General features: G+C 68.6%; 27 protein-coding genes. 11 read left to right on the forward strand and 16 right to left on the reverse strand.

Translation table 11 applies throughout. The features are described from left to right. Positions 1–81: 81 nt before the first annotated feature. From LOZ83_RS19270 to LOZ83_RS19305, 8 genes are all read right to left on the reverse strand, one after another. Positions 82–1,386 (reverse strand): MFS transporter, encoded by a 1,305-nt coding sequence (locus tag LOZ83_RS19270; RefSeq protein WP_236792235.1) that lies wholly within the window; start codon positions 1,384–1,386, stop codon positions 82–84. 69 nt (positions 1,387–1,455) lie between these two features. Beyond that, positions 1,456–1,947 carry a (2Fe-2S)-binding protein gene (locus tag LOZ83_RS19275; RefSeq protein ID WP_236792236.1) on the reverse strand — a complete coding sequence of 164 codons (492 nt, stop codon included), beginning with the start codon at positions 1,945–1,947 and terminating at the stop codon, positions 1,456–1,458. Beyond that, positions 1,944–2,771, reverse strand: coding sequence for a xanthine dehydrogenase family protein subunit M (locus LOZ83_RS19280; protein WP_236792237.1), 828 nt, complete (start codon positions 2,769–2,771; stop codon positions 1,944–1,946). Before LOZ83_RS19280 ends, LOZ83_RS19275 begins: the two co-directional genes overlap by 4 nt. Next, on the reverse strand, positions 2,768–4,972 hold the full coding sequence (locus LOZ83_RS19285; RefSeq protein WP_236792238.1) for a xanthine dehydrogenase family protein molybdopterin-binding subunit: 2,205 nt from the start codon (positions 4,970–4,972) through the stop codon (positions 2,768–2,770). Before LOZ83_RS19285 ends, LOZ83_RS19280 begins: the two co-directional genes overlap by 4 nt. A gap of 36 nt (positions 4,973–5,008) precedes the next feature. Next, the gene (locus LOZ83_RS19290; RefSeq protein ID WP_236792239.1) at positions 5,009–5,815 is read right to left on the reverse strand and encodes an enoyl-CoA hydratase/isomerase family protein; all 807 of its coding nucleotides are present in this window, start codon (positions 5,813–5,815) and stop codon (positions 5,009–5,011) included. Next, complete coding sequence (locus LOZ83_RS19295; protein WP_236792240.1) at positions 5,812–6,606, reverse strand: cyclase family protein; 795 nt, start codon at positions 6,604–6,606, stop codon at positions 5,812–5,814. The genes LOZ83_RS19290 and LOZ83_RS19295 overlap by 4 nt, the downstream gene beginning before the upstream one ends. An 82-nt stretch (positions 6,607–6,688) precedes the next feature. Beyond that, the gene (locus LOZ83_RS19300) at positions 6,689–7,705 is read right to left on the reverse strand and encodes a LacI family DNA-binding transcriptional regulator (protein ID WP_236792241.1); all 1,017 of its coding nucleotides are present in this window, start codon (positions 7,703–7,705) and stop codon (positions 6,689–6,691) included. A 63-nt stretch (positions 7,706–7,768) separates the two neighbouring features. After that, a complete protein-coding gene (locus LOZ83_RS19305) occupies positions 7,769–8,695 on the reverse strand; it encodes an NADP-dependent oxidoreductase (protein ID WP_236792242.1) in 927 nt (308 codons plus the stop codon). 157 nt (positions 8,696–8,852) lie between these two features. Between LOZ83_RS19305 and LOZ83_RS19310 the strand changes: the two genes are divergently transcribed. Beyond that, a complete protein-coding gene (locus LOZ83_RS19310) occupies positions 8,853–9,752 on the forward strand; it encodes an aldo/keto reductase (RefSeq protein WP_308190278.1) in 900 nt (299 codons plus the stop codon). 3 nt (positions 9,753–9,755) lie between these two features. Here LOZ83_RS19310 and LOZ83_RS19315 read toward each other — a convergent pair whose 3' ends face one another. Further along, complete coding sequence (locus LOZ83_RS19315; protein ID WP_236792243.1) at positions 9,756–10,610, reverse strand: helix-turn-helix domain-containing protein; 855 nt, start codon at positions 10,608–10,610, stop codon at positions 9,756–9,758. Between the two features lie 108 nt (positions 10,611–10,718). Between LOZ83_RS19315 and LOZ83_RS19320 the strand changes: the two genes are divergently transcribed. From LOZ83_RS19320 to LOZ83_RS19345, 6 genes are all read left to right on the forward strand, one after another. Further along, on the forward strand, positions 10,719–11,690 hold the full coding sequence (locus LOZ83_RS19320; protein ID WP_236792244.1) for a hypothetical protein: 972 nt from the start codon (positions 10,719–10,721) through the stop codon (positions 11,688–11,690). Next, positions 11,675–12,463: an ABC transporter ATP-binding protein gene (locus tag LOZ83_RS19325; RefSeq protein WP_236792245.1), complete on the forward strand. Its 789-nt coding sequence runs from the start codon at positions 11,675–11,677 to the stop codon at positions 12,461–12,463. Before LOZ83_RS19320 ends, LOZ83_RS19325 begins: the two co-directional genes overlap by 16 nt. Continuing rightward, positions 12,438–13,307, forward strand: coding sequence for an ABC transporter permease (locus tag LOZ83_RS19330; RefSeq protein ID WP_236792246.1), 870 nt, complete (start codon positions 12,438–12,440; stop codon positions 13,305–13,307). Before LOZ83_RS19325 ends, LOZ83_RS19330 begins: the two co-directional genes overlap by 26 nt. Before the next feature lie 69 nt (positions 13,308–13,376). Beyond that, positions 13,377–14,438: an ABC transporter substrate-binding protein gene (locus LOZ83_RS19335; RefSeq protein ID WP_236792247.1), complete on the forward strand. Its 1,062-nt coding sequence runs from the start codon at positions 13,377–13,379 to the stop codon at positions 14,436–14,438. Next, complete coding sequence (locus LOZ83_RS19340) at positions 14,435–15,664, forward strand: CaiB/BaiF CoA-transferase family protein (protein WP_236792248.1); 1,230 nt, start codon at positions 14,435–14,437, stop codon at positions 15,662–15,664. Before LOZ83_RS19335 ends, LOZ83_RS19340 begins: the two co-directional genes overlap by 4 nt. Before the next feature lie 12 nt (positions 15,665–15,676). Continuing rightward, entirely contained in the window at positions 15,677–16,285 is a 609-nt protein-coding gene (locus tag LOZ83_RS19345; protein WP_236792249.1) for a TetR/AcrR family transcriptional regulator, read from the forward strand. 117 nt (positions 16,286–16,402) lie between these two features. On the opposite strand, the gene LOZ83_RS19350 is transcribed toward LOZ83_RS19345, so the two are convergent. From LOZ83_RS19350 to LOZ83_RS19365, 4 genes are read right to left on the reverse strand one after another with little or no spacing between them, the layout of a single operon-like run. Continuing rightward, on the reverse strand, positions 16,403–16,663 hold the full coding sequence (locus LOZ83_RS19350) for a hypothetical protein (RefSeq protein ID WP_236792250.1): 261 nt from the start codon (positions 16,661–16,663) through the stop codon (positions 16,403–16,405). A gap of 34 nt (positions 16,664–16,697) precedes the next feature. After that, entirely contained in the window at positions 16,698–17,717 is a 1,020-nt protein-coding gene (locus tag LOZ83_RS19355) for an ornithine cyclodeaminase family protein (RefSeq protein WP_236792251.1), read from the reverse strand. A gap of 9 nt (positions 17,718–17,726) precedes the next feature. Then, on the reverse strand, positions 17,727–18,641 hold the full coding sequence (locus LOZ83_RS19360; protein ID WP_236792252.1) for an ABC transporter substrate-binding protein: 915 nt from the start codon (positions 18,639–18,641) through the stop codon (positions 17,727–17,729). Continuing rightward, positions 18,638–19,339, reverse strand: a complete 702-nt coding sequence (locus LOZ83_RS19365) for a GntR family transcriptional regulator (RefSeq protein ID WP_236792253.1) — start codon at positions 19,337–19,339, stop codon at positions 18,638–18,640. The genes LOZ83_RS19360 and LOZ83_RS19365 overlap by 4 nt, the downstream gene beginning before the upstream one ends. Positions 19,340–19,542: 203 nt before the next feature. Between LOZ83_RS19365 and LOZ83_RS19370 the strand changes: the two genes are divergently transcribed. Further along, a complete protein-coding gene (locus LOZ83_RS19370; RefSeq protein WP_236792254.1) occupies positions 19,543–20,982 on the forward strand; it encodes an MFS transporter in 1,440 nt (479 codons plus the stop codon). On the opposite strand, the gene LOZ83_RS19375 is transcribed toward LOZ83_RS19370, so the two are convergent. After that, positions 20,950–21,807: a LysR family transcriptional regulator gene (locus LOZ83_RS19375; RefSeq protein ID WP_236792255.1), complete on the reverse strand. Its 858-nt coding sequence runs from the start codon at positions 21,805–21,807 to the stop codon at positions 20,950–20,952. The genes LOZ83_RS19370 and LOZ83_RS19375 overlap by 33 nt on opposite strands. Before the next feature lie 93 nt (positions 21,808–21,900). On the opposite strand from LOZ83_RS19375, the gene LOZ83_RS19380 reads away from it, so the two are divergent. After that, a complete protein-coding gene (locus LOZ83_RS19380; protein WP_236792256.1) occupies positions 21,901–22,644 on the forward strand; it encodes an SDR family oxidoreductase in 744 nt (247 codons plus the stop codon). A 60-nt stretch (positions 22,645–22,704) separates the two neighbouring features. Here the strand turns inward: LOZ83_RS19380 and LOZ83_RS19385 are convergent, their stop codons facing one another. After that, on the reverse strand, positions 22,705–23,418 hold the full coding sequence (locus LOZ83_RS19385) for an SDR family oxidoreductase (RefSeq protein ID WP_236792257.1): 714 nt from the start codon (positions 23,416–23,418) through the stop codon (positions 22,705–22,707). Positions 23,419–23,502: 84 nt separating this feature from the next. Between LOZ83_RS19385 and LOZ83_RS19390 the strand changes: the two genes are divergently transcribed. Beyond that, the gene (locus LOZ83_RS19390) at positions 23,503–23,931 is read left to right on the forward strand and encodes a MerR family transcriptional regulator (RefSeq protein ID WP_308190279.1); all 429 of its coding nucleotides are present in this window, start codon (positions 23,503–23,505) and stop codon (positions 23,929–23,931) included. 75 nt (positions 23,932–24,006) lie between these two features. Next, positions 24,007–24,660, forward strand: coding sequence for a TetR/AcrR family transcriptional regulator (locus LOZ83_RS19395; RefSeq protein WP_236792258.1), 654 nt, complete (start codon positions 24,007–24,009; stop codon positions 24,658–24,660). Between the two features lie 20 nt (positions 24,661–24,680). Here the strand turns inward: LOZ83_RS19395 and LOZ83_RS19400 are convergent, their stop codons facing one another. Continuing rightward, positions 24,681–25,232, reverse strand: a complete 552-nt coding sequence (locus tag LOZ83_RS19400; protein WP_236792259.1) for a 3-phenylpropionate/cinnamic acid dioxygenase subunit beta — start codon at positions 25,230–25,232, stop codon at positions 24,681–24,683. Between the last annotated feature and the right edge of the window lie 4 nt (positions 25,233–25,236).

Consider the following 25,236-nt stretch of genomic DNA (forward strand, 5'->3'; position numbering starts at 1 on the left):
GGGCGTTCCCCAACTGGTCAAACCGGCGGGGTTTACCGGTGGGGCGCCCCCGCGGGGGGGGCCCCCACCACGTGTCCGTCGTCAGGTCAGGTCGCGGCCCTTTGTTTCCGGTGTGAGCAGGGTCGTGACCACGCCGATGGCGACGAGGACGACCATGTACAGCGCGAAGACCCACTGCAGGTGCTTGCTGCTCAGGTAGGTCAGCAGGTACGGCGCGGTGCCGCCGAAGATCGCGACGATGAACGAGTACGGCACACCGATCCCGGACGCACGGACCGCGGTCGGGAACAACTCGGCGAAGTAGGCCGGCATGATCCCGACGAACGCACCCAGGAACAGCAGCGCGATCACCATGATCAGCGCGAGCCGCACCGTGGAGCCGGTGATGCCCAGCAGCAGCGGGAACGACAGCAGCAGGAAGGCCACACCGTAGGTCAGGAACACCGGCTTGCGGCCGAACCTGTCGGAGATCTTGCCCCACATGGGCAGCGTGGCCATGAAAACGAGGTTGGCGAACACGGTGACCCACAGCGCGTGTGAGGCGGGGATTCCGCGGCTGCTTATCGCGTACGTGGAGATACCGATGGCCCAGGTGTAATAGACGACCGTGCTCGCGAGGCTGAAACCGAGGATCCGGAACAGGCTGGCGCGGTTGGCGGCCAGGCCGCGCAACAGGTCGCGTGTGGACCGGCGGGTGCTCGCGTTTTCGTTGTAGGCGTCGGTTTCGGGCAGGGTGCGCCGCAGGTACAGCCCCATCAGGCCGAGCAGGCCGCCGATGAGGAACGGGATCCGCCACGCCCAGTCCTTCACGGTCTGGGCGCCGAGCACGCTGCTCGACCCCGCGCCGATCAGCGAGGCCAGCACGATCCCGGCGGTCACCGAGACGTACAGGCTGCTCGACCACAAGCCGCGCCGGGCGCGCGGGGCGATCTCGGCGATATAGGTGTAGGAGGCGGCGATCTCCCCGCCGTGCGCCAATCCCTGGGCGAGCCGGGCGACCACGAGGATGACGGTGGCGCCCAAGCCGATCTGGCTGTGGGTGGGGGAAATGCCGATCACGAGACTGCCGGCGGCCATCAGCAGCATCGACGTGGTCATGGAGAAGCGGCGCCCGCGGCGGTCGGCGAGCCAGCCGAACACGAAACCACCGATGGGGCGCATGATGAATCCCACGGCGAACACGGCCAAAGTGGACAGTAGGGCGCTGGTGGCGCTGCCGCCGACGAAGAACTTGGCGGCGAAGAACGGGGCGAAGAGGGCGTAGACACTCCAGTCGTACCACTCCAGTGCGTTGCCCACGCCCGCGCCGGCCAGCGTCCGGAAGCGGTGCTCCGAAGGCGCTCCGGCGGTGGTGCCGGACGTTGAATTCTGGCTGGGAGCCGACATTGGCCCTCCTTGGGGTAGGGATTGCCGACCGCGACGGAAGTCGTGGCGGCCTGAGAAAGGGGCGAAGAGTCAGCCGGCGGTCTCGCGCATCAGCCGGCTCGCGCGGCGGACGCCACGCACGAAGTTCTCGTAACCCGTGCAGCGGCACAGGTTTCCACTCAGCGCGTCGCGGATCTGCGCGTCGGTGGGGTCGGGGGTGTGTTCGAGGAGCGTGATGGCGGCGAAGGTCATGCCGGGTAGGCAGAACCCGCACTGGAACGAGTAGCACTCGAGAAACGCTCGTTGCACCGGATGTGGGTGGTCCGGTGTCCCGATGCTTTCCAAGGTCTGGACATCCGCGCCGTGGATCCGGCCGGGAAGCTGCAGACAGGTCTTGACGCTGCGCCCGTCGACGAGGGCCGTGCAGGTTCCACAGTCACCGTTGCGGCACCCGGCTCGCACGCCGGTCACACCGAATTCCTCGCGGAGTACGTCGACGACCGTGGCGTCGGCGTCGACGGTGGCACTGACCTCCTTACCGTTCAACACAAGCGTGAGGGGCAGCTCGGGTAGCTCTGTCATGGCTGGTCTCCTCGCGCTGCCAGTGCCTGCCGGACCGCCCGGCAGGCGATCTCTCCCGCGACCCGCGCCCGGTAACGGGCGTCGGCACGCAGGTCGGACCATCGCCGTTCGGTGGGGATTGCGGAAATCCGCTCGGCGACGGTGTGCTCGGTCCGGTTCGTCTCGGGGAGCGTGATTCGCAGCGGCACGTCCGCCACTCCGCCGATGGTCACCTCGGCCGAACCGGCCGGTGGGAGCACACACGCCGCCGTGACCACCGGCCAGGACGACTCGGCGAACTTGAGCTTGTAGTACCCCGTAGTCCAGCCGGGAGGCGTACTGGGCACGGCGATCTCAGTGAGAAACTCGCCGCGCCGGAGGTCGGCACGTTCGGCGCCGAGGAAGAACTCGTCGACCGGAACTCGCCTGGTCCCGGCGGGCGACCGGAGCAGCATTTCGGCTCGCATCGCGACGAGCACGGCGGGGACGTCGGAGTTGGGGCGTGCCGCGCAGGCGGAGCCGCCCACGGTGCCCTGGTGGCGGATCTGGATGCCGCCGGTGATCCCGGATGCCATCCGGTGCGGCATCGGCAGCCGTTCGGCGACCAGCGCCGACGTGATGAGCTGCTGGTAGCTGACCATCGCGCCGAGCCGGATCACCGTGCCGTCCGGCACGATCTCGTCGAGGCCGAGCCTGCCGAGATCGACCACATGCGCGGTGTTCAGCTCGCCCCGGGTGAGTGCCGGCACGGTGAGGGTGCCGCCGCCGACGATCACCGCGTCGGTCTGGAGGAGACCGGCGGCTTCGTCCGCCGTTGTGGGGTAGGCGACGTGGAAGCGTTTCATGGCTGCCTCCCTCGGGTTTCGAGGAGGTCGAGCACTGTGGGCGGGGTCAACGGGACCGTTGTCACGGCGGCACCCTGCCCTGCCAGGGCGTCGTCCACGGCGTTCGCCACCGCCGCCATCGCACCGCCGACACCGGCCTCACCGGCGCCCTTCGCGCCCAGGAGTGTTCCCGGCGCCGGGGTCTCATGGTGTTCGATGGTGAAGGAGGGCAGGTCGTTGGCGCGGGGGATCAGGTACTCCTTGAACGAGCTGGTGCGCAAGGCGCCGTCGGCGCCGAACTGGCTCGACTCCGACACCGCGAGTCCGATACCCATCGCGATCGCGCCCTGCAACTGTCCTTCGACGAGCACCTCGTCGATGACGCGGCCGCAGTCGTGAACCGCGGTGAGTCCCAGCACCCGCACCACACCCGTGGCCGGGTCCACGCTGACCCGGGCGACATAGGCGCCACTGGAGAAGTAGGGGTAGCTGTGCCGATAGGCGACTGTCTCTTGTGGACTCCGCAACGTTTCCGGCCGGTAGGTCCGGGTGCAGGAAAGGGCTTCCGTCCGTTCGGCGCCTTCCGTTTCGCGCAGCTTCTGGGCGAGGTCCCGGGCCGCGAGGACAACGGCCGCGCCGCCCACCGCGGTACCACGGCTGCTGGCGTTGCCGGTGCCTGGCGGGCAGAGGTCCGTGTCGCCCTGGATCACCGTGACCCGGCCGCGATCGACACCCAATTCGGCAGCCGCGAGACGGGCAAGGCTGGTTTCGTTGCCACCGCCCGGATTCGTGACGCTACTCAGGACCACCACGCGCCCGTCGGGCTCGATGCGGACGGTGGCCGCCTCCGGCACGGCGGCGGTCGGTTGCCGACCATTTAACGGGCCGGACGCGTGGCCGCCGCCTTCAGGGGTGACCTCGACCGCGATCCCGAGCCCGTGCAGCAGGCCGTCCTCGCTGGGACTGACGATGCTCGCTCGCTGCTGCTCGTAGTCCGCCGCGTGCAGGACTTTTGTTAGCAGGGCTGGAAAATCGCCACTGTCCACAAGGTACCCGGACGGCATGCGGTGCGGTAAGGACTCGGTCGTCAGCAGGTTGCGGCGCCGTACCTCGGCGGGATCGAGGCCGACGTGGCGTGCCACCAGGTCCATCGTGCGCTCCATGACCAGCACGGCGGTTTCTTTGCCGTAGCCGCGGCAGGACTGCCAGGGCGGCTGGTGGGTGGCGAGCACCCGGGAGCGGATTTCGACGTTGGGCACGGCGTAGGCGGTCGGCAGCGTGGCCGCCGTGACGTAGGCCTGCCGCCAGCCCGGGGTGGCGCCCTCGGCGCCGACCGGGATCGTGATGTCGTCGCGGAACACCACGACCTGTCCGTCCGCGTCGAATCCGGCCCGCACGTGGTGGACCTGCTCACGCGCGCCGCCCAGCATGGTTTCCGCGCGGGTTTCGATCCACTTGACCGGACGTCGGCACAGCAGGCTCATCAGGCACACCAGCGGTTCCTCGGGCTGCCCGGCCATCTTGATCCCGAAGGCGCCGCCGACCGGCGGGACGACGACGCGGATCGCGGTCTCCGGCATGCCGAGCACCTCGGCCAGTGTGGCGCGCAGCGCGAACGGCTGTTGGTGCGACGCGTGCACCGTCAGCTTGTGCGTGTCCTCGTCCCACGACGCGAGGTAGCCACGGGGTTCCAGCGGCGCACCGGTGCTGCGCGCGATCGGGAACGTGACTTCGAGCTCGTGCGGTGCCGAGGCGAACGCGGCTTCCGGATCGCCGGCCCGGAAATGGTTCTCGGCAAGGACTTCCGGCTCGTCGTCGGGCAGATCCCGGTAGTCGCCCGACACCGCCGCCGCGCCGGCACGAGCCGCCCGTGGACTCTCCGCCACCACGACCGCGATGGGTTCCCCCGGGTAGTGCACTTGGTCGACGGCCACGGCAAACGGATGTCCGCGCCGGGCGCCGATGAGTTCCGGATCGCCCATCGCGTACGGGATCGGCTTCAGATGCGTCGAAGCTTCCCGGCCGTCCAGCACGCGCACCACACCCGCCACGCGCTCCGCCTCCGCCGTGTTCACCTTGGCGAGCCGGGCATGAGCGCGGGTGCTGCGGGCAACAGCCATGTGCAGCAGACCGTCCGGGCGCAGATCGTCCACAAAGGACGCCGTGCCGCCCGCGTAGGCGAACCCGTCGGTCTTGGGCCAGGGCTGGGTGGTGCCGGACATCTGTACTCCTCGTCGAGCCAGGAAAACGCGGGAAGGTCAGCTCGTCTTCATCCGCGCCATCCCTTCCAGCGCCAGGCCGTAGCCGAGCAGGCCGTGGAGGCGCTGGCGGAGGTCCTCGGTGAGCACGGTGCGCGTGTACCGGCGGACGAGGCGTGGCTGGAGGATGAGCACGCGGGCGAGTTCCCGGGCCCGTTCCAGCACGTCACCGGCGGGCAGGACCTCGTTCACCAGCCCGATCGTCTGCGCTTCCGCCGCGGTGAGCTTTTGCCCGGTCAACAGGAAGTAGCGGCCGCGGTTCGCGCCCATCAGCAGCGGCATCACGATGTGCATGCCGTCGCCGGGCACCATCCCGCCGGGAAAATGGGCCGTGTCCTGGAAGTAGGTGTCCTCGGAGGCCAGCACGATGTCGGACACGAGCGGGATTTCCGCGTGCCGCACCGCGGGGCCGTTGATGGCGGCGATGACCGGGGCTTCGATCGACAGCAGGTTGGGCAGCAGGTGCTTGCCTTCCCACTGGATCGGGTCGTAGTGCTCCGGCGTCATCGTGTTGCGGTTCGGGTGCCGGCCCGGCTCGATCGCGGGTCCGCTGAACTGGTCGCCCGTGCCGGTCAGGATGATCACGTCGTTCTCGCGGTCGCGGCCGACCTGCAGGAAGGCGTCCTCGAGTTCGTTGTGCGCCAGCAGGCTCCAGTGCAGCGGGCCGTTCTCGGTGTGGAACCGCATCTCCAGGATGCCGTCCTCGCGCGTCATCTCGATCGTCTCGTACCGGTCGCGGTACTGGTCGAACGCCGACGGCGCGCGGACGAGGTCGGTCATGCTGCGGGCTTCGGTTCCGCTGGTCACTGGTCGTGCTCCGTTTCGTTGTCGTCGAAAATGGCCACCGCACGGGTCCAGCCCGCGGACGCGGCGTGGATCTTGACCGGGAAACAGGCGACGGTGAAGCCGTGCGCGGGCAGCTGGTCGAGGTAACGCAGCTTCTCGATCTGGCAGTACTCGGTCTTGCGGCCCGCCTTGTGGCCTTCCCAGATGATCGAGGCGTCGCGATCCCGCGCGTAGCGCTCGGCCACGTAGCTGAACGGCGCGTCCCAGCTCCACGCGTCGGTGCCCACCACCCGAACGCCCTGGTCGCACAGGTACAGCGTCGCTTCCCGGCCCATACCGCAGCCGCTCTGCGCGTACTCCTGGGTACCGAACCGGGCGCCTGCCGAGGTGTTGACGACCACGATGTCCAGCGGCCGCAACGTGTACTCGATGCGCTTGAGTTCCTGCTCGATATCGCTCGCGGTGACGATGTAGCCGTCGTCGAAATGGCGGAAGTCCAGCTTCACGCCCGGGTTGAGAAACCAGTTCAGCGGCATCTCGTCGATCGTGCGTGGCCGGGAGCCATCCTCCATCATCGAGGAGTAATGCCAGGGAGCGTCCACATGGGTCCCGTTGTGGGTGGACAGATGGACGGTTTCCAGCGCGAACGCTTCGCTGTTGGGCAGTTCCTCCGGCCGCAGGCCCTCGTAGCGGCGCTGCAGCATCGGGACCGTGTCCTGATGGCTGGTGTACTCGATCTGGAACTCGTAACCCGGGGGATCGGCCGGAACGCCGTTCTCCAGGTTCATCGAAATATCGAGGAATCGTGGCATGGCCGCAGTTCATTCCAATCATGCGACAGGCTGGTGAACTCCGACGCTAAGCACTCCGCGATACCGGGTCAAACGTTTGATATCAAATCCGCGCTGGTCCTGCGGTCGAATCCCGGGCGATCAGCTCGGGCGGGTCCGGCACGACGACCCGCCGCGCGGCGCCGCCGGCGGTCAGCACCAGCGCGAGTTCGACCGCTTCCGCGCCGAGGCGTTTCGTGGGCATGGACACCGTGGTGAGGCGTGGTGTCAGGTAGTCGGCCAACTGGTCATTGTGGACGGACAACACGGAGATCTCCCCGGGCACCGCGATGTTTTCGCTGCGTGCCGCGGCCAGCGCGCCGACGCCCATCGGGAAGGTGCCGGCCACCAGTGCCGTGGGGCGCTGCGTCGAGCGCAGGACACGCAACGCGCCCTCGTAGCCCGCCGCGTAGTCCCGGTCGGGCATTTCCACGGTGGTCGCGCGCACGTCGAGCCGCTGCGCGGCGCGCACGAACCCGCGTTCGCGGCGGACCATCGTGTCCAGTGTGCGGGGACCGAAGATGCCGCAGATCGACCGGTGACCGAGCGCGGCCAGGTGCTCCACCGCACACGCCGTGGCGTCGCCGTCACGCAGCACGACGCTGGCGGAGACGCCGCGCACCTGACGGTTGACCAGGACGACGGACCGCGGCAGCTGCCCGGCGAGCCGGCGCAGGGCGGCGTCCTCGATCTGCCCGGAGGCCACGAGCATGGCGTCGACCCGGCCGTGCATGACCATGTCCGTGATGGTCTCGTGCGGGTCGCCGGCAGCATGGGTGCCGAGCACGAGTCCGTAGCCGTGTTGTTTCGCCTGCTCCTCGACGCCCTGCGCGATCGAGGAGTACACCGGGCTGGAGAATCCGGGCAACAGCAGGCCGAGCGTCATCGTGCGGGAACTGCGCAGTCCGCGCGCCGACGCGTCGGCGCGATACCCCACTTCGTCGGCGGCGCGGAGGATCCGCGCCCGCGTGTCCTTCGAGGCGAAGCCGCGTGGATCGTCCCGCAGCACCCGCGAGACGAGGCTGAAGTGCACACCCGCCGCGTCTGCCACGTCACGTAGCGTCGGACGCCGCTGTCCCATGCCGTTTTCCCTCCGCTGTCGAACCCGCCGGTCCTACTGTCGCACTTCGCCGTGCGACCGCGCTCAGGCGACGCGGAGTACGATCTTGCCCCTGGTGCGGCCGGAGTCGATGAGGCTGTGCGCTTCCTGAACGTCGTCGAGGTCGAAGGCCTTCGTGACGACGGGCCGGATCGCTCCGCTGTCGACCAGTTCGGCGATCTCGGCGAGGCGCGGTCCGTTGGAGTCCAGGATGAAGGTCTCCGCCGTGATTCCGAGCTGGCGCGCCTTGTCCGCGTCCGGTGCGCCCGCGACCGTGACGAGGGTCCCGCTCGGGACGACGACGTCGTAGGACCGTTCGAGCGTGTCGCCGCCCACAGTGTCCAGCACGACGTCGGCGAAGCGGCCGCGGGCGGTGAAGTCCTCGTTCCGGTAGTCGATGACTTCGTCGGCTCCGAGCGACTTGGCCAGGTCGATCCCGTCGCCCGAGGCGGTCGCGACCACATGGGCCCCGCGGTGCTTCGCGAGCTGGACGGCCGCCGAGCCGACCCCGCCCGCGGCGGCGTGGATCAGGGCGGTTCCGCCCGGCTTCAGCTCGCCGATCTCGAAGAGTGCCTTCCACGCGGTCAGTGTGACCAGGGGGAGGCTGGCGGCTTGCTCGAGCGTGATGCTGCGCGGTGCCTTGGCGATCTCGCCGGGGTCGACGGCGACGTACTCGGAGTACGTGCCGTCCCGGTCGAGTGCCGGGCGGCCGTACACCACGTCGCCGAGGGAGAGCGAGGTGTCAGACGTGCCGAGGTCGACGACGGTGCCCGCGAAGTCCCAGCCGAGAATCCACGGGAACGGCCGCTCGGAGAACTTGAAAATTCCTTCGCGCACAAGGGAATCGACGGGGTTGACGGCTGCGGTGTGCACGCGGATGAGTACGTCGTTGGCGCCGAGCGAGGGCAGGGGAGTGGACTCCACCTTGAGCACCGAGCCGTCACCGTGCTGGTGGATGCGAACTGCTTTCATGACAGAGTCTTCGTTCCTTTGCGTGTGGGTAGCCGTCGTCAGCGACATTAGGTCGATGCGGACGGACGAGCATGGGTGTGTCGCACCCACTTTCGCGCGCGGAAAAGGCGGAATCATCGTGATAGGAACGTGTTGACAGCACGCGGAAGGGGTGACCATTGTGGACGAACTGGCGAACCGCACCGGGGTTTTCGAGATTGCGGGCAAGAAGGTGCCGAGGCTGGGATTCGGGGCCATGCGCTTGACCGGTCGCGGGATCTGGGGTGAGCCCGCCGACCGCGCGGAGTGTGTCGCGGTCGTGCGCCGGGCCGTCGAACGCGGTGTCCGGTTCATCGACACTGCCGACTCCTACGGACCGTACGTGGCCGAGGAAATCATTCGCGAAGCGATTCATCCGTACCCGGACGAGGTCGTGATCGCGACGAAAGCCGGTCTGACCCGCAACGGGCCGGATGTGATCGATACGCCGGACGGACCGAAGCGGCTCGGGCCGGCGGCGTGGCCGCCCGTGGGCCGGCCGGAGTACCTGCGCCAGCAAGCACTGATGAGCCTGCGCCGGCTCGGACTGGAACAGATCGATCTCTTCCAGTTGCACCGCGTCGATCCCCAGGTGCCACTGGCCGACCAGGTCGGTGAGCTGGCGAAACTGCGGGAGGAAGGCAAAATCGCGGCCATCGGGCTCTCGGAGGTCAGCGTCGCGCAGCTCGCCGAAGCGCGCGCCATCACCGACATCGCGACGGTTCAGAATCGGTACAACGTGGTGGAACGCAAGTCCCGGGACCTGTTGGACGTGTGCGAGCGCGACGGCATCGGGTTCATCCCGTGGGCACCGGTGGCGCAGGGCGGCCTGGACGGGGCGGCGGGCGTGCTGGCGGACGTCGCGCGGGAACACGAAGCCACGGTGGCGCAGGTAGCCATCGCGTGGCTGCTGGCGAGTTCGCCCGTGATGATGCCGATCCCGGGCACCTCGCGGCGCACGCACCTGGACGAAAACCTCGCCGCTGCGGACATCCGGTTGTCGGATGACGATCTCGCTCGGCTGACGGCCGCCGCCTGACGGTCAGGACCGGCGATCGTCCACTGTGGATTCTTCCTGCGCCGCCTCGGCGGCGAGGCGGCGCAGGAGAACGAACGCGTCCTCGGCCGCACTGCCGGGCTCGGCGGTGTACACGGAGAGGTGCTGGCCGGGCGCGCTGGTCACGGCCAGCGCTTCGAAGTGCACGGACAGCTCGCCGACCCGCGGATGGCGGAACCGCTTGTCCTCGTGGGTGCGGGGACGCACTTCGTACCGCGCCCACAGGGTCGCGAACACCGGGCTGTGCGCGCTGATCTCACCGAGCACCGCCTCGATCCGCCGGTCACCGGGGAACCGCGCGGCTGACGCGCGCAGGTTGTTCACCGCGATCTCGGCCGCTTTGTCCCAGTCGGCGTAGAACCGCCGTGCGAACGGATCCAGGAAGATCATCCGCAGCAGGTTGTCGAACCGGGCGAAACCGGAGTACAGCGCTTCGGCCATGGCGTTGGCCGCCAGCACGTCCTGCGCGGACCCGACCACGAACGCCGGCACGTCGCGCATCCCGTTCATCAGCGTGACAAGGTCGCGGCTCACCTCGGTGACCGGCGCCGCCGTCGCACCGGGCACGGGCATGCCCAACCGGAACAGGTGGGCGGCCGCCGCTTCGTCCAGGCGCAGCGCCCGCGCGATCGCCGACAGCACCTGCTCGGACGGATGCCGTTCCCGGCCCTGTTCCAGGCGGACGTAGTAGTCGGTGCTGACACCGGCCAGCAGCGCCACCTCGTCACGGCGGAGTCCCGGCACCCGCCGCGCGCCGTCGTCGGGTAGCCCCGCCACAGCCGGCGTCACCGCGTCACGACGTGCCCTGAGGTAGTCGCCGAACTCGTTACCACTCTCCACGGTTACCACGCTAACCAGGTGGGCAACGGCGAGGAGGGGTGCATCGCACCCTTGCCCGCCGACCTTATTAGCGTTACGTTACTAATGAAACGCTAATAAGGAGCGGACGTGGTTGGTTGCAACGACGCGGGACCACGGTGGAGCCGGCCGGGACCACATGAGGTGGGCACGGCCGAGTTCGACGATTGGACCGTCGCCGACGGGCAGCAGGTGGCTGCCGTCGTGCGATACCCGCATTCACAGGGGGACACCCCGCTGCCGGTGATCGTGCTGTGCCATGGGCTCGGCGGCGACCACCGCGGCTACGGCGGTCTCGGCGCCTACTGGGCGTCGCACGGCTATGCGGTGCTGCATCCGCAGTTCCTCGATTCCCTCGCCATCGCCGGTCCCCGCCTCGGCCTGCCCGTCATGGACGAGCAAGCCTGGCCCCACAACGCATCCGCGCGTGAGCGGATGCACGCGATGCTGTTCGACCCGAAGCACTGGCTGTCCCGCGTGGCCCGAGTGCACGCGGTCCTCGACTCACTGGCCGGGCAGAAACGCGTGCCTGCCCGGCTCCGGGCCGACGGGGTGCTCGTCGCCGGACATTCGTTCGGCGCCTACACGGCCCAACTCCTGCTCGGCACGCGACTGTTCGACGTCGGACTGGACCACGAGCGCTTCGCGCATCCGGCCGTCGCGGGTGGAATCCTGTTGTCACCGCAGGGAAGTGGGGACCGTGGACTCACCGCTCGGTCCTGGGACGACGTCACCGCACCCGTGCTGACCGTCACGGCCACGCACGACATCGGCGCCCGGGGTGAGGGTCTGGAGTGGCGGCGAGAGGTGTTCGACCGGGCGCCGGCACGCCTCAAACATCTCGCGGTCGTCCGCGGCGGCGACCACCAGCTCGGCGGAATTCCCCGGCCTGACAACGAAAACCAGGCCGATGCCCCAGTGCGCGCCGCGATCGCGGCCGTGACCACCGCGTTCGCCCACCACGCGCTCGGCGACCGGGCGGCGGGGGAGTGGCTGGCGAGCGGTCCTTTCCCGACGATCCTCGACCACGCCCACCAGGAGGCCGCATGTCCGACATCATGATCAAGGGGACCGGCGTCGAGCGGACGTTCGTCGCCCGGGGCCACACGGTGCACGCGCTCGGCCCGGTCGACCTGGCCGTCGAACGGGGCGAGTTCGTCGCCATCGTCGGCCCGTCCGGGTGTGGCAAGTCGACCCTGCTGCGCATCGTCGCGGGCCTGGCCGCACCCACGGCGGGCGAGCTCGTCATCGACCGGGCCGATCCGCAGGCTCCACTGTGTTCGATGGTGTTCCAGGACTACGGGATCTTTCCCTGGAAGACCGTGCTCGCGAACGTCCGGCTGCCGCTGGACATCGCCGGTGTCTCCCGTGGCCGGGCGAACGAGGTCGCGCGTGACTGGATCGACCGGGCAGGCGTCGCCGGCTTCGAATCCGCTTACCCGGCAACGCTTTCCGGCGGTATGCGGCAGCGGGTGGCACTGGCGCGGGCGTTCGTCGCCAACCCCGAGGTCCTCCTGATGGACGAGCCGTTCGCGGCGCTGGACGCCCAGCTGCGCCTTGTCCTGCAACAGGAGTTGCTGCGGGTGTGGGAAGCGCATCGCCGCACGGTCCTGTTCGTCACCCATTCCATCGACGAAGCGTTACTGCTCGCCGACCGCGTCGTCGTGATGTCCTCCCGGCCGGGCCGCATCCTCGACGACATCACGGTTCCGTTCGCCCGGCCGCGGACGCGGTCCGCGCGCTCGGCGGCCGAGTTCGGCGCGCTCGAAGACCACATCTGGCGGCTCCTGAAGGGTGAGGTGGAAGAACGTGAGCACGCTCATGACGTCGCATGACCAGCTGGACCGCCGCGACCTCGTGCGGCGGGTCCCCGGTCCCGCCGAGCGGGCGCCGCAGCGCTACGCCCGCCGCCGCCGTGCCGTGACCGTCACCCTCGCCTGGGCGACACCGGTGCTGCTGATCGTGGTGTGGGAGCTGGCCGCGCGGTTCGGCACGCTCGACACCCGGTTCTTCCCCGCGCCGAGCGTCATCTGGCAGGCGGGTGTGCAGTCCATTCAGGACGGTGCGATGACCGGCGCGGTCGTCGACACGGTTCGCAAGCTGCTGATCGGCTACGGGATCGGCGCGGTCGCCGGGGTGGCCCTGGGTGTCCTGCTCGGTCTGTCGTGGATCGCCAGGGCGGCCCTCGAACACACCCTGGTCGCGCTGTACACGCTGCCCAAGCTCGCGCTCTTCCCGGTGTTCCTGCTCATCTTCGGGCTCGGTTCGATGCCGCAGATCGTGCTCGTCGCGGTTTCGGTGTTCTTCATCGTCGTGCTGGCCTCGACGACCGCGGTCATCTCGGTCGAGCAGGGTTACCGCGACGCGGCGGCCGTGCTCGGCGCGAAACGCACGCAGCTGCTGCGGCATGTCATCATTCCGGCCGCCCTGCCCGCCATCGCGACCGCGATCCGGTTGACCGCGGGCATCGCGATCCTCGTGATCGTCGGCATCGAGATGGTGTCCGGTGACAGCGGGCTCGGTTACCTGATCTTCCAGCGATCCCAGGTGTTCGACCCCGGCACGATGTATGCCGGCGTGATCATCGCCGGCCTGATCGGCGTGGCCTTCACCGGCCTCGTCAGCTTCGCGATGAAGTTCGCGATCCCCCAGCAGCGACCGCGGCTGCGCCGGTCCTGAATCTTCTTGTCACGGTCAGGAGAAAGCATGTTCGGAAAATCTCGTGCACGGGCGATAGGTGCCGCTGTCATGGCGGCCGGGCTGGCCTTCACGAGCGCTTGCGCCCCGTCCGCACAGCAAACACAGGCCACCGACGCGAAGCAGGTATCCGTCCTGCCCGCGGGCGTGACCCTGTCCGGCAAGCCGGACACGCCGGCGCCCAAACCGCTTGCCCAGCACGCGTCGCTGAAGGTCGGTATTCCGTCCAAATTGGAGCTCGAGGCGCCCGCGCTTCTGGCGCAGACCTACGGCGAGTTCGCCAAGGAGAATCTCGACGTCACCTTCGTCACCGACACGGTGCCGAACCTGCTCACCTTGCTGGGGCAGGACAAGATCGACGTCGTCTACGCGGGCGCGCAGGCCCTGGTGTTCAACGCACTTCGCCACGGCGTGCCGATCCGCTGGGTCTCCGGCGTCGCATCGTCCTCTCCGGACAGTGGCATCTACATGAGCACGAAGTACGGCACGTCGGCGGCCGACTTCAACCCGGCGGTGTTGAAGGGCAAGAACATCGGGGTCAACCCCGGCGGCCTGGCGGCTCCTTCGGAGTACGGGCTCTACGAGCTGATCACGAAGGGCGGGCTGAATCCGAGCGACGTGCGGATGACCCCGTTCAACGACATCTCCGCGATGACGCAGGCCCTCAACAACGGATCGCTCGACGGCGCCACCCTCGGCGCACCGTTCACCGCCAGCCTCAAACCGGGCGTGGCGTTCCAAGCCGAAGCCGGTTACCCGACGAGCATCCAGATCGCCGGTTACTTCGCGACCACGCAACTGCTGGGCGCGCACCGGGACGCGGGCGTCGCGTTCTTCCGGGCGCTGCAACGCACTGTGAACACCTACCTCAGCGGCGACTACCACCAGAACGCCGACGTGATGGCCAAGATGGCACAGCAATTGGGCACGAGCGTCGACAAGCTCCGGGTGGCGGCGTCGGTTCCGTTCGACTTCAACGTCCCCGCACAGTCCGTGGACAGCCTGCAGCAGATGTACCAGTCGGTGCCGGGGACCCTGCAGGTCGGTAGCCCGGTCAAGCCCGGCGAACTGATCGACCTGTCACTCGTCATCGATGCGGCACAAGGAAAATGACAGCCGGCCCAGGCGAACCCGACGCGACCAAGGAGGACCACCACACGATGAGCGACGCGCTGGCCGGTATCAGGGTGCTCGACGCCGCGACCGTCCTCGCGGGCCCGGTCTCGGCGACGATCCTCGGTGACTTCGGTGCCGACGTCGTCAAGATCGAGGACCCGAAGGTGGGCGACTTCACCCGCAGCGGCGGCCGATCAGCCGCCTGGTTGCAGGAGGGGCGCAACAAGAAGTCTGTCGCCCTGGACCTGCGGACGCCGGAGGGCCAGGCCCTGCTGCACCGGTTGGTGCCGCATTTCGACGTGGTCGTCACGAACTTCCGACCGCCGACCCTCGAGCGCTACCGGATGCTGCCCGAGCACCTGCAGCCGCTCAACCCGAGGGCGGTGCTGCTCTATCTGACCGGATTCGGCTTGACCGGGCCCTATCGTGACCGGGGCGCGTTCGACCGGATCGCCAGCGCGTACAGCGGCCTGACCTATGTCACGGGCGAGCCGGAACGGCCGCCCGTGCGCAGCGGGTACTCGGTCATCGACTACATGAGCGCGTACCTGGCGGCCTTCTCGGTGGTGGCCGCACTGCGCCACCGCGATCTCCGGTCGGGCTCGGGGCAGGTCATCGATCTGGCCCTGTACGAAGCCGCGTTGCGGTCCAGTGAGGACTCGGTCACCGCGTTCGGTCTCGACGGGCAGGTCCGGGAGCGGCTGGGCAACAAGAACCCGGCCATCGTGCCCGCGTCGGATTTCGTGACCGTCGACGGCAGGCGGGTTTCCTTGCACGCCGGCACCGATTCGCTGTTCCGGCGCCTGGCCGCCGTGATGAACCAGCCGGAACTGGCCGCGGATTCCCGTTTCGCGGACCGGGCCGCGCGGATCCGGCACCAGGACGAGCTGTACCCGATCATCGGTTCGTGGGTCGGCCGGCTGACCGCCGACGAGGTCGTCAAACTGCTGAGCGACGCCGACATCCCGGCCTCGCCGATCATGAGTGTCGCGGACCTGGTGAACGACCCGCACTGCAAGGACCGCGGTTCGATCGTCACCGTTCCCGACGCGGAGTTCGGCGAGGTCCCGATGGTCGCTCCGCTGCCGCGGTTGAGTGCCACGCCGGGAACCGTGCGCTGGGCCGGCACCACGCTGGGCGCGCATACCGACGAGGTGCTCGGTGGTCTGCTCGGTCTGTCCACGAGCGACCTCGATTCCCTGCGCGAACAAGGCGTGGTGTGAAGGATGGATGACATGAACGACACCGCCGGGCAAGCGGCGCAGGGCCGGCGGTCGCGGGACCGGGCTCGCACCGAGGCCGACCTGCTCCAGACGACCTTCGACCTGCTCCAGCGGGACGGCATCTTCGCCGGGCTCAACCTGCAGGAGGTGGCCGAGCGGTCCGGGGTGAACCGCGGCCAGATCTACCAGTACTTCGGCGACCGGCGGTCGCTGTTGAGGGCGGCGGTCGCCCACCGGGCGCGCGAGTGGGCGGCCGGGGCGCAACGGCATTGGGAAAAATCGTTTCTCGGCCGCCGCAAGGCCATGTTCCGCAGTGCGCTGGCCAACCCCGCGTCCACTCTGGTGGAGGCGCTGCTCGCCATCGACGGCGATCCCGACTACCACCCGTTGCCGGAGATCGAGAAGACGAAAGCCGCGCTGGAACGGGATCAGCACACCGGCGCCCTCCCGCCCGGCTCAGACGCGATCGCGATGCACGCGTTCATGGTGGCGGCCTACAAGGGTTACCTCATCTTCCGGGAAGCGCTCGCCCGCGACCTCGACCTGCCGGTCGACCAACTCGACGCGCGCGTGCTGGCGATCCACGACCAGGCGCTGGAAGCGATGGCACGGGAAGACTGAGTATCGGGGTTCAACCGTCCGAAGTGGACATGCTGGGCACGGCACCGAGGACTATTCGGCCACGGGCGGTAGCGGGAGTAGCCGGCGCGGATCGCTGGTGGCGAGGCAATGTCGTGATCAACGGGCCGAGATGTACTGGGGCGTGACGCCCTCCGGGATTCGCCAGCAGTGCCAGCCCGGCAGCGCAGCGAGGGTGCGCCACTGCCGCAGCGCCCCGAGCACGTACAGGCACACGTGATCAGCACTGGCGGTGAGCCCGAGCGTGCCCGGCCCGAGCGCGCCCAGTACGCGCGGCGGTTGCACGGTGCTGCCGAACACGAGCCGCGGACATCGTCCACGAACCACCGGCGGCCAGCGCGAGTCCACCCGCGCCAGCAAGCTGCTCAGTGTGATCTCGTACCCCGCCGACCGCTCAACCGGCGAACGCGCGTGGCGATGGTGCTACGCCGGTCAGGTCCACGGGCGTGCCGAGGCCTTGGGCGCGCGCGGTGTCGAGGACGAGGCGCGCGGCGGCCATGTCCTGGATGGCGAGGCCGACCGAGTTGAACAGCGTGATCTCGGTGTCGTTGGTACGGCCGGGTTTGCTGCCGCGCACGACGTCTCCGAGTTCGGTGGTCAGGTCATCCGTGGTGAGATCGCCAGCGGCGAGGGGAACCATGATGGCCCCGGACTCGTGCGTCGCCGTGTGCAGGCTGTCGATGATCAGGCGTGCACGGGTGACGGCGTCGGTGTCGATTTCCCGGTGATCGGGCCTCGGTGGTGCGCCGACGGCGTTGACGTGGAGTCCGTCGGGGAACCAGGCGCCCCGCACGATCGGAGTGCGTGCCGGCGTCACGGTACAGACGATGTCCGCACGACGGACGGCGTCATGCGGCGTCGTGGCGATGTCGATGCGCAACCCGGGTTCAGTCATCTCCTCGGCGAAGCGGGCCGCGGTGGCGTGGTGGCGGCTCCAGACGATGACGTGGTCGATGGGGCGGACCCGGCGTAGCGCGCTGAGGTGCGCGCGGGCCTGCGGGCCGGCGCCGACGAGCCCGAGGAGGTGGCTGTCGGACCGGGCCAGATGGCGGGTGGCGACGGCGGAAGTGGCGGCGGTGCGGTGCCGGGTGATGGCGGCGCCGTCGAGGAATGCCTCGCACGTGCCGGTATGGGGGTCGGCCAGGACGATGGCCGACTGCTGGACCGGACGGCCGGCGGCGGAATTGGCGGGGACATCGGCGAGCAGCTTCACACCGGCTGTGTGATTGAGGGCCGCGGTCATGGGAACGAGCACGGCGGTGGAGCCGGGTACGTGGGCGGGCGTGCGCGCGGGCTGGGTCGCGGTGCCCGCGGCCAGGTCGGCGTGCGCGGTCTCGACGGCGTCGATGATCTCCTCGGGGGAGATCATCGAGAGCGCGGCGGTGATGTCGGCGTGGGTCAGGATCAGGACCACGTCCCGCTCCTAGTGAACGACGGCGGCGTCGGCGGGGCGAGGGTCGACGAGATCGGCGAAATCAATGGGACCGTCGATGAGATGCTCCTCCGCGATCATGTCCTGCCATTCCTCGTAGGAGTCGCGGTCGATGCGGATGTCGGCCCACAGACCGGTTCCTCGCAAATCGTCGACGACGTCGATCAGCAGTCCCGTGTCGAGCGCGGGCCATTCCTTCCGTAGCAACGTTTTCGCCTCGCGGGCCGGGTTCTCGGCCAGCCACTGGCAGGCACGGACAAGCGCCCTGCAGAACGCCCACGGCAGCCGGTTCTCGTCGTCGAGGCGGCTGGGGCTGGTGTAGTAGACGCTGTTGGGCATCAACCCGAGGGAGTCGACGCGCAGGGCGATGTGCCCGCGCCCGCCGCGCTCCAGCACGGTGGCGTTCACAACGTCGGTGATGAGCACGTCGCCCAGACCGCCGCAGAACAGTTCGGTGAGGACCCCGCCTGACAGGTCGCGGATGAAGCGGACCTCGGCCGGGTCGACGCCGGCGCGACGCAGCAGCCCCGCGGTGTGGATGTAGTAGGCGGCGCTCCCGGCGCCAGGGGCGAGCACGGTCTTGCCGGCAAGGTCCGCCAAGCCGAAGTCACGAACGGGCTCCCTGGTCACGAATGCCTTGGGGTTACGGGCATTGAGCGCCGCGAACGCCCGGTATTCACGGCCGCGGCCGTGATACATCGCGGGCACCCAGATGCCGCCGAGGGCGACGTGCGCACGACCCTCGTCGAGGTCGTCGAGCACACCGGTCCAGGGCTCGGGTGCCCAGCGCCGGAAGTCCAGCCCTTCGTCGGCGAAGTAGCCGTGGTCGGCGGCGATGTACTCGGGCAGGTAGTTGGGCCAGTGCGAGGTGGCCGTCACGGCGAAGGGTCGCGGCGTGCCTGTCATGCGAGGTCCTCTTGGTTCGGCTCGGCTCCGGCGGGCAGCACGCCTGCCAAGGATGCCAAGGACGGGCGGCGGCCACGTTCGACATGGGCGAACGCCAGTGACGCGGCGAGTTCGACCTCGCCGTTGCGGATCGCGTCGTACAGCTCGTGGTGCTCGCTGCACAGGACACCCGGATCGCGATCGGAGGTCAGTCGGAACAACCACCGCACCCGGGCGTTGATCGGCGCCATCATCGACTGGAGCAGGCGGTTCGCCGACAGTCGCACGATCGCTTCGTGGAAAGCCGAGTTGGCCGCCGCGATCTCGCTCTTCGAGCCGTCCGCAGTGGCGAGTTCGGCGCGGGCCAATGCCGGTTCCAGGGCCGCCGTCGCCGACGAATGTGGCTGCTGACTCGCCAGCCGTGCGGCCAGCACCTCCAGGCTCGTCCGCACATTGAACAGCTCGTCGATGTCGCGCAAGGTCAGCCGTGTGACCACCGCGCCCCGTCGCGGCAGGGTGGTGATCAGTCCCTCGGCCTCGAGCTGGGGGAGTGCCTCCCGGATCGGGATGCGCGAAACCCCCAGGCGCTCGGACAGTTCCCGCTCGAGCAACCGGCTTCCGGGCGGGAAATCCCCGTCGATGATTCCGTCGCGCAGGTACTCGTACACCTTGCGGGCCCGTGGCTGATCGTCGTCGCCCGCCGCCTCAGAAACCATCATGGCATACAAGATAACCCAGGGTGCTGAGATTGCCCAGTCTCACCGGTTGGCGAACCATGGCTCGTCCGACCACTTCGACCTGGCGATTTACTCGTTCGCAACCCGAAGTCCGACTGTCTTACCTCGCTTTAACACGTCAGCCCTGGTGATCAGAAAGAGCAGGTTGGTATACCAAAAGCCTCACCGTTCGACGGAGGTCATTCATGGATCGCACGGAACCAGCGAACGAAGCAGCACTGTCCAAAGTGGAGACGGTCCACTCACCTGGCGGCGGCCTCGCGGGCGCGCTCGACCGCATCGGGTTCACCAGGGCCCACGCCGGCGTGGTGGCGCTGGTCCTCGCGGGAATGTTCTTCGACGCGCTCGAGCAGGACGCCACCGGCGCGATCGGGGAGGGCCTCAAAGCCAGCTTCGGCATGGACACCGGTCAGCTCGCCCTGCTCAACACGGTCACCACGATCGGCGGTCTGGTGGGGCGCCTGGTCACCGGTTACCTCGCCGACCGCAAGGGCCGGCGCTTCGCCCTCAGCCTGAACCTGCTGCTCTACACCCTGGGCGGGATCCTGAGCGCGATCGCGCCGAACGCGGAGATCCTGCACCTGAGCCGGTTCATCGTCGGAGTCGGGCTGGGCGGGGAATTCACCGTCGGACTCGCCCTGCTCGCGGAAATAGTCGCCACCCGCTACCGCGGCACCGTGTCCGCGTCGCTCAACATCGGTTCCGGCGGGGTCGGCAACTTCGTCGCTTTCGGGCTGTTCCTGCTGGTCCTCGGACCGCTCAACGACGCACTCGGCGGAACCTCGCTGAGCTGGCGCTGGCTGTTCGTCCTGCTGGCACTGCCCGCGGTCCTGGTGGTGGTCTTCCGTCGCTACCTACCCGAATCGCCACGGTTCCTGCTCGCCCAAGGTCGCGTCGACGAAGCCAACACCGCGCTCACCGTCCTGGCGTCGGGCAGGCTCAGCCGGCGCCCGGCCGAGGTCACGCCCTATCTGTCCACAGAGGATATTCCTGACGCCGCGGGTGACCGTGTCCGGCTCACCGAGCTCGTCACCCGCATTTCCTTGCGCCGCACCGCCGCCATCGGAATCGCGTCCTGGATGTCGTTCGGCGCGCAGGTCACGCTGCTCGTCCTGATGCCCTCGATCCTCGTCGCGCAGGGATACAGCGTCACGAGCAGCCTGGCCTTCACGATGGTGATGAACTTCGGCAGCCTGCTCGGCGCCTGCGCGTCGGCCTACCTCGCCGGGCGTGCTCCACGCAAAACCGTTGTCGTCTCCGCCGCGATTCTGGGCTGCGCCGCCGCCGTCGCCTTCGCGCTCTTCGCCCACGGGGTCGCCTTGATTCTCGTCCTCGGCGCGACCTTCCAGTTCTTCGCCTTGCTGCTCAATACCACGCTGGCCGCGTGGTCCCCGGAGTTGTACCCGACCCGGGTGCGCGCCCTGGGCACGTCGGTCGTCAACGGCATCGGCAACGTCTCAGGCGCTGTCATGCCCCTGCTCGCCGTCGCCCTGTTCGCCGCGGGCGGCATCGTCGGTGTCTTCGTCATGCTCGCCGTCATGTACGTCGCGCTCGCCGCATCAGCCGTGTGGGCGCCCGAAACCCACGACCGCTCACTCGAAGAACTCAACCCGGAACACCGATGAGGTCACGGCGATCTCGTGGAGGGCGCCCGCCAGCGGGTTGGGGTCGCCGGCGCGGGTGGCGAGCACGACCTGGCACGGGTCGATGCCCTCGACGGGCACTGTCGTGAGGTCCGGGCGCAGCGTGCTGCGCCGATCGCCGGCGGGCAGGATGGCGATGGCGCGGCCGTCGGCGATGACTTCGAGCTTGTCCTCGAAGCTGCCGTCGAGGACCGATTCGAGTGGCCCGCTCCAGATCGTGGGAGAGCTGGTGCAGGCGACGAGAGGCTCGTCGGCGAGGTCGTCGAGCGTGACGGATTCCTTGCCGGCGAAGCGATGCGACATCGGCACCACCAGAACCCTCGGCTCGTCGTAGAGGACGGTCACGCGCAGCTGGTCCGCCGGGAACGGTAGCGGCCGCCGGGCCACGAGCGCGTCCACCCGGAGCTCGGGCAGTGCGTGGGTGTCCTGCCAGGTCAGGTGGCGAGTGCTGACGTGGGCATCAGGATACCGGCGGCGTAGTTCCCGCACCGCCGCCGTGATCACCAGGTCCGCGACATAGCCGACCGTGATCTCCCGCTGAGGCGCGGCGGAGCGCGCGGTGAGCTCCGCCTGGCGCGCGGCGTGCAGCAGCATCCGTGCCTGCGGGAGAAATGCCCGGCCGGCTTCGGTGAGATGGCTGCCCTGCGGGGTGCGGTCGAACAGCCGCACACCGAGCTCGTGTTCCAGACGCTGGATCTGGCGGCTGAGCGACGGCTGGGCGAGATGCAGGGCGGCTGCCGCGCGCCCGAAGTTCAGGTGCTCCGCGACCACGGCGAAGTACCGCACCAGCCGCAAGTCCAAGTCCACGCACAGCGAGTCTACTCGTCATGCGTTTGCGGTATGACGACGTGCGGAACAGGTCTTGGACGGTGCGCCGGCAGGTGTTCTTCACTGGAGGTCATGGGCGAGTACGAAGGTAAGAATGTCGTGATCACGGGTGGCAGCAGCGGTGTCGGTCTGGCCACGGCGAAATTGTTCGCCGGTGGTGGAGCGCGGGTTCTGATCAGTGGTCGCACCCGGGCCACGCTCGATTCCGCTCACGAACAGCTTGGTGAGAGCGCGGTGACCGTCCTCGGCGACGTGGCGTCACTGTCCGATGTGGACGCACTCGCCGGCCGGGCGAAGGCGGAGTTCGGCCTTGTGGACGCCCTGTTCGTGAACGCCGGCGTGACCCGGTCCGTGTCCTTCGAAGCGATGTCCGAGCAGGTGTACGACGAGCTGTTCGCGATCAACGCCAAGGGCGCCTACTTCACCGTGCAGAAGTTCCTGCCGTTGCTGCGCGACGGCAGCGGCGTCGTGCTCACCACCTCGGTCGCGAACGTCAAAGGGATGCCGACGGTCAGTGCGTACGCGGCCAGCAAAGCGGCGTTGCGCTCCATGACCCGTAGCCTGGCTCGGGAGTTGCTGCCGCGGCGGATCCGGGTCAACGCGATCAGCCCCGGTCCTATCGACACCGGCATCCTGGAGAGGTCGATGCCGAGGGACGCGGCCGAGCAGACCAGGGCACAGATGACGGCGAACAACCCCATGCTGCGGTTCGGCGACTCCGGCGAGGTCGCGAAGGCGGTGGCGTTCCTGGCTTTCCACGCCACCTACACCACGGGCGCCGAGTTCCCCGTGGACGGCGGTGCCTCCCAGTTGTGATGCTCACGCCGCAGTAATGGGACGGGCCGCGCGACGGGCGGTCGCGTGGCCCGTTGAGCGTCAGTTCGTCAGCGACTGGGCGTAGAACTCCGCGGGATCCGTCGCGAGCGAGGATTTCACGAAGCGGCTCGCATCGTCGATCAGGACCTCGACCGCGCCCGACTGGACGCCGTCCAGGCTGGCTCGCGCGACCTCGATCGGATCGATCTTCGGGACGTCGTAGCCGGCCATGATGTCGGTGTCCGCCGCGCCCAGATGCACGGCCTGCACCAGGGTCTTCTGGCCGGCGAGATCGAGGCGCAGCACGTTGGTCAGGCTCCACTCGGCCGCCTTGGCGGTGCAGTAGGCGCCCGCGGCGTTGTTGGCCATCCACGACAGGACCGAGAGGATGTTCACGACCGCGCCTCCGCCGTTGGCGGCGAGAACCGGCGCGAACGCACGGGTCACGGCCAAGGTGCCGAAGAAATGCGTGTCGTGTTCGAGCCGGATCTGCTCCAGGTCGCCCGTCAGAAGGTTCGCGTGCGTCGCGACGCCGGCGTTGTTGACCAGCAGCGTGACATCGGAGGCCGCGGCGGCGGCGTTCGCCACCGACTGCGCGTCCAGCAGATCGAGGTGCAGTGGCACCACCCGCGGGTCGGACGCTTCGATCAGCTCGGGACGCCGTGCCGTGGCATAGACCTTCGCGGCTCCTCGCGTGAGCAGTTCGTCGACGAACCGGCGGCCGATGCCGCGATTCGCGCCGGTGACGAGTGCGATCGAGCCAGTGACATCCATGGGTTTCCTTTCAGGGCGGTATCCAGGTGCTCGCTGGTAGGCTAAAACCTGACGTTGACGTCAAGGGCAAGGTGACGTCGGGTGATGGTGACCGACACGACATCGGAGGACGGGCGGATGCGAATCGGGGAGCTGGCCAGCAAGGCGAACGTGAGCACCCGCGCGCTGCGCTACTACGAGGAGCAGGGGATCCTCACTGCCGAGCGCACACCGAGTGGCCAGCGGGAGTACGGGGATTCGGCGGTCGATCGGGTGCGGCTGATCCAGCATTTCTACGCCGCCGGGCTCGGCAGCCGCACCATCGCCGCCATCCTGCCGTGCATCGATGCCGGGCACGCGGAACCCGAGATCGTCGAACGCCTCCGCGTCGAACGCGCGCTCATCACCGAGAGCATCGCGCAACTGGAGGAAACCCGGCGGAATCTCGATCGCGTGATCGAGCACGCCGTCCATCCGGATCCGCACCATTGCGACGCGTCTCGCGCATCGCTGACGGTCGAGCACGCATTCTGAGGTCTTCGGAATTCTGCCGAATTCCCGCGTACAATGGAAAAACTGCCCCAGGGGCAGCGTTGATCTGGAGGACGGATGACGGCGGCGGCACCGCGACGCGCGACGCGTAAGGACGCGCGGCGGAACTACGACCAGATCGTCGCGGCGGCGGCGGACGCGATCGCCGTCCACGGCGCGGACGCCTCGCTCGAGGAGATCGCGAGGCAGGCCGGCGTCGGTTCGGCGACGCTGTACCGGCACTTCGCGACGCGGTACGAGCTGCTCGAAGCCGTGTTCCACGGCCGTGTCGTGCGTCTGGTCGAGGAATCGCGCGAGCTGGCCGACAATGTCGATCCCGCCTCGGCATTGTTTGCCTGGTTGCGGTCGGTCGGCGCTTACGTAGCCGCGACCAGGGGCCTGGCCGAGTCGCTGATGCTGGGGCGCCAGCAGCGCCCGCCGTTCGACGCGGCCAGCTGCTACGACATCCTCGCCGAACGCGGCGCCGAATTGGTGGACCGCGCGCATGCCGCCGGCGTGATCCGGCCCGAGGTGACCATCGTCGACCTCATGATGTTCTTGTACGCGCTGTCGCTCGCGGTGGAGCAGGGCACGGACGGATCGGACATCGTGGACCGGTTGCTGCTGCTGGCCTCGAACGGCATCTTCGAGCCGGACACCCTGCCCGCCACGAAACCCGTGAGGCGGAAGAAGGCAGCCCGGAAGCCCGCGGCGAAGAACGCCGCGGGCTGAATGGTCCACACCGGACACGATCAGAAGAAGTTGCTCAAGTTCTGCGACAGCAACACGGTCTGCTCCAGGAAGATGTAACGCCGCGCGATCCGGAAGCCGTCGTCGGTGCGGCGCAGGACATCCTCCCGCCGGCCGATCCATTGGTCCTCTTCGGACTTGAGCCGCGTCCGGTACAGCAGGAAATTCGTCTCGGCCGTCAGTTCGGTGCCGGTGTCCTCGATGATCCGGACGTTGGTCACCAGGTGCCGGGTCCGCGACGGCGGGTCCTCGGCCCAGGCCGTGCCGGTGGCGAGCTTGGCGACCCGGCCCGACAGGATCTGCTTGTCGTCGTCGAAGAACGCCATCTCGCCGGGTTTGGTGAACTCGCGGGACAGTTCCCGCCGGGACATGGTCCGCCGGATCGGCATGAAGTAATGCGTGTCGTCCGTGAACAGCGCGAGCCACTGGTCGTAGCTGTGGCTGTCCAGCAGCGCCGCCTCGTCGGTGTAGAACTCCTCGACCTCGTACTGCCGGTACATCCTGGCCAGTTTCGCCGGGTCGATGGCGGCCTCGGTGTCGGTGTGCGTGCTCATCTCG

Source organism: Amycolatopsis sp. GM8 (genome assembly GCF_021653975.1).
In the GTDB taxonomy this organism is placed as follows: Bacteria; Actinomycetota; Actinomycetes; order Mycobacteriales; family Pseudonocardiaceae; genus Amycolatopsis_E.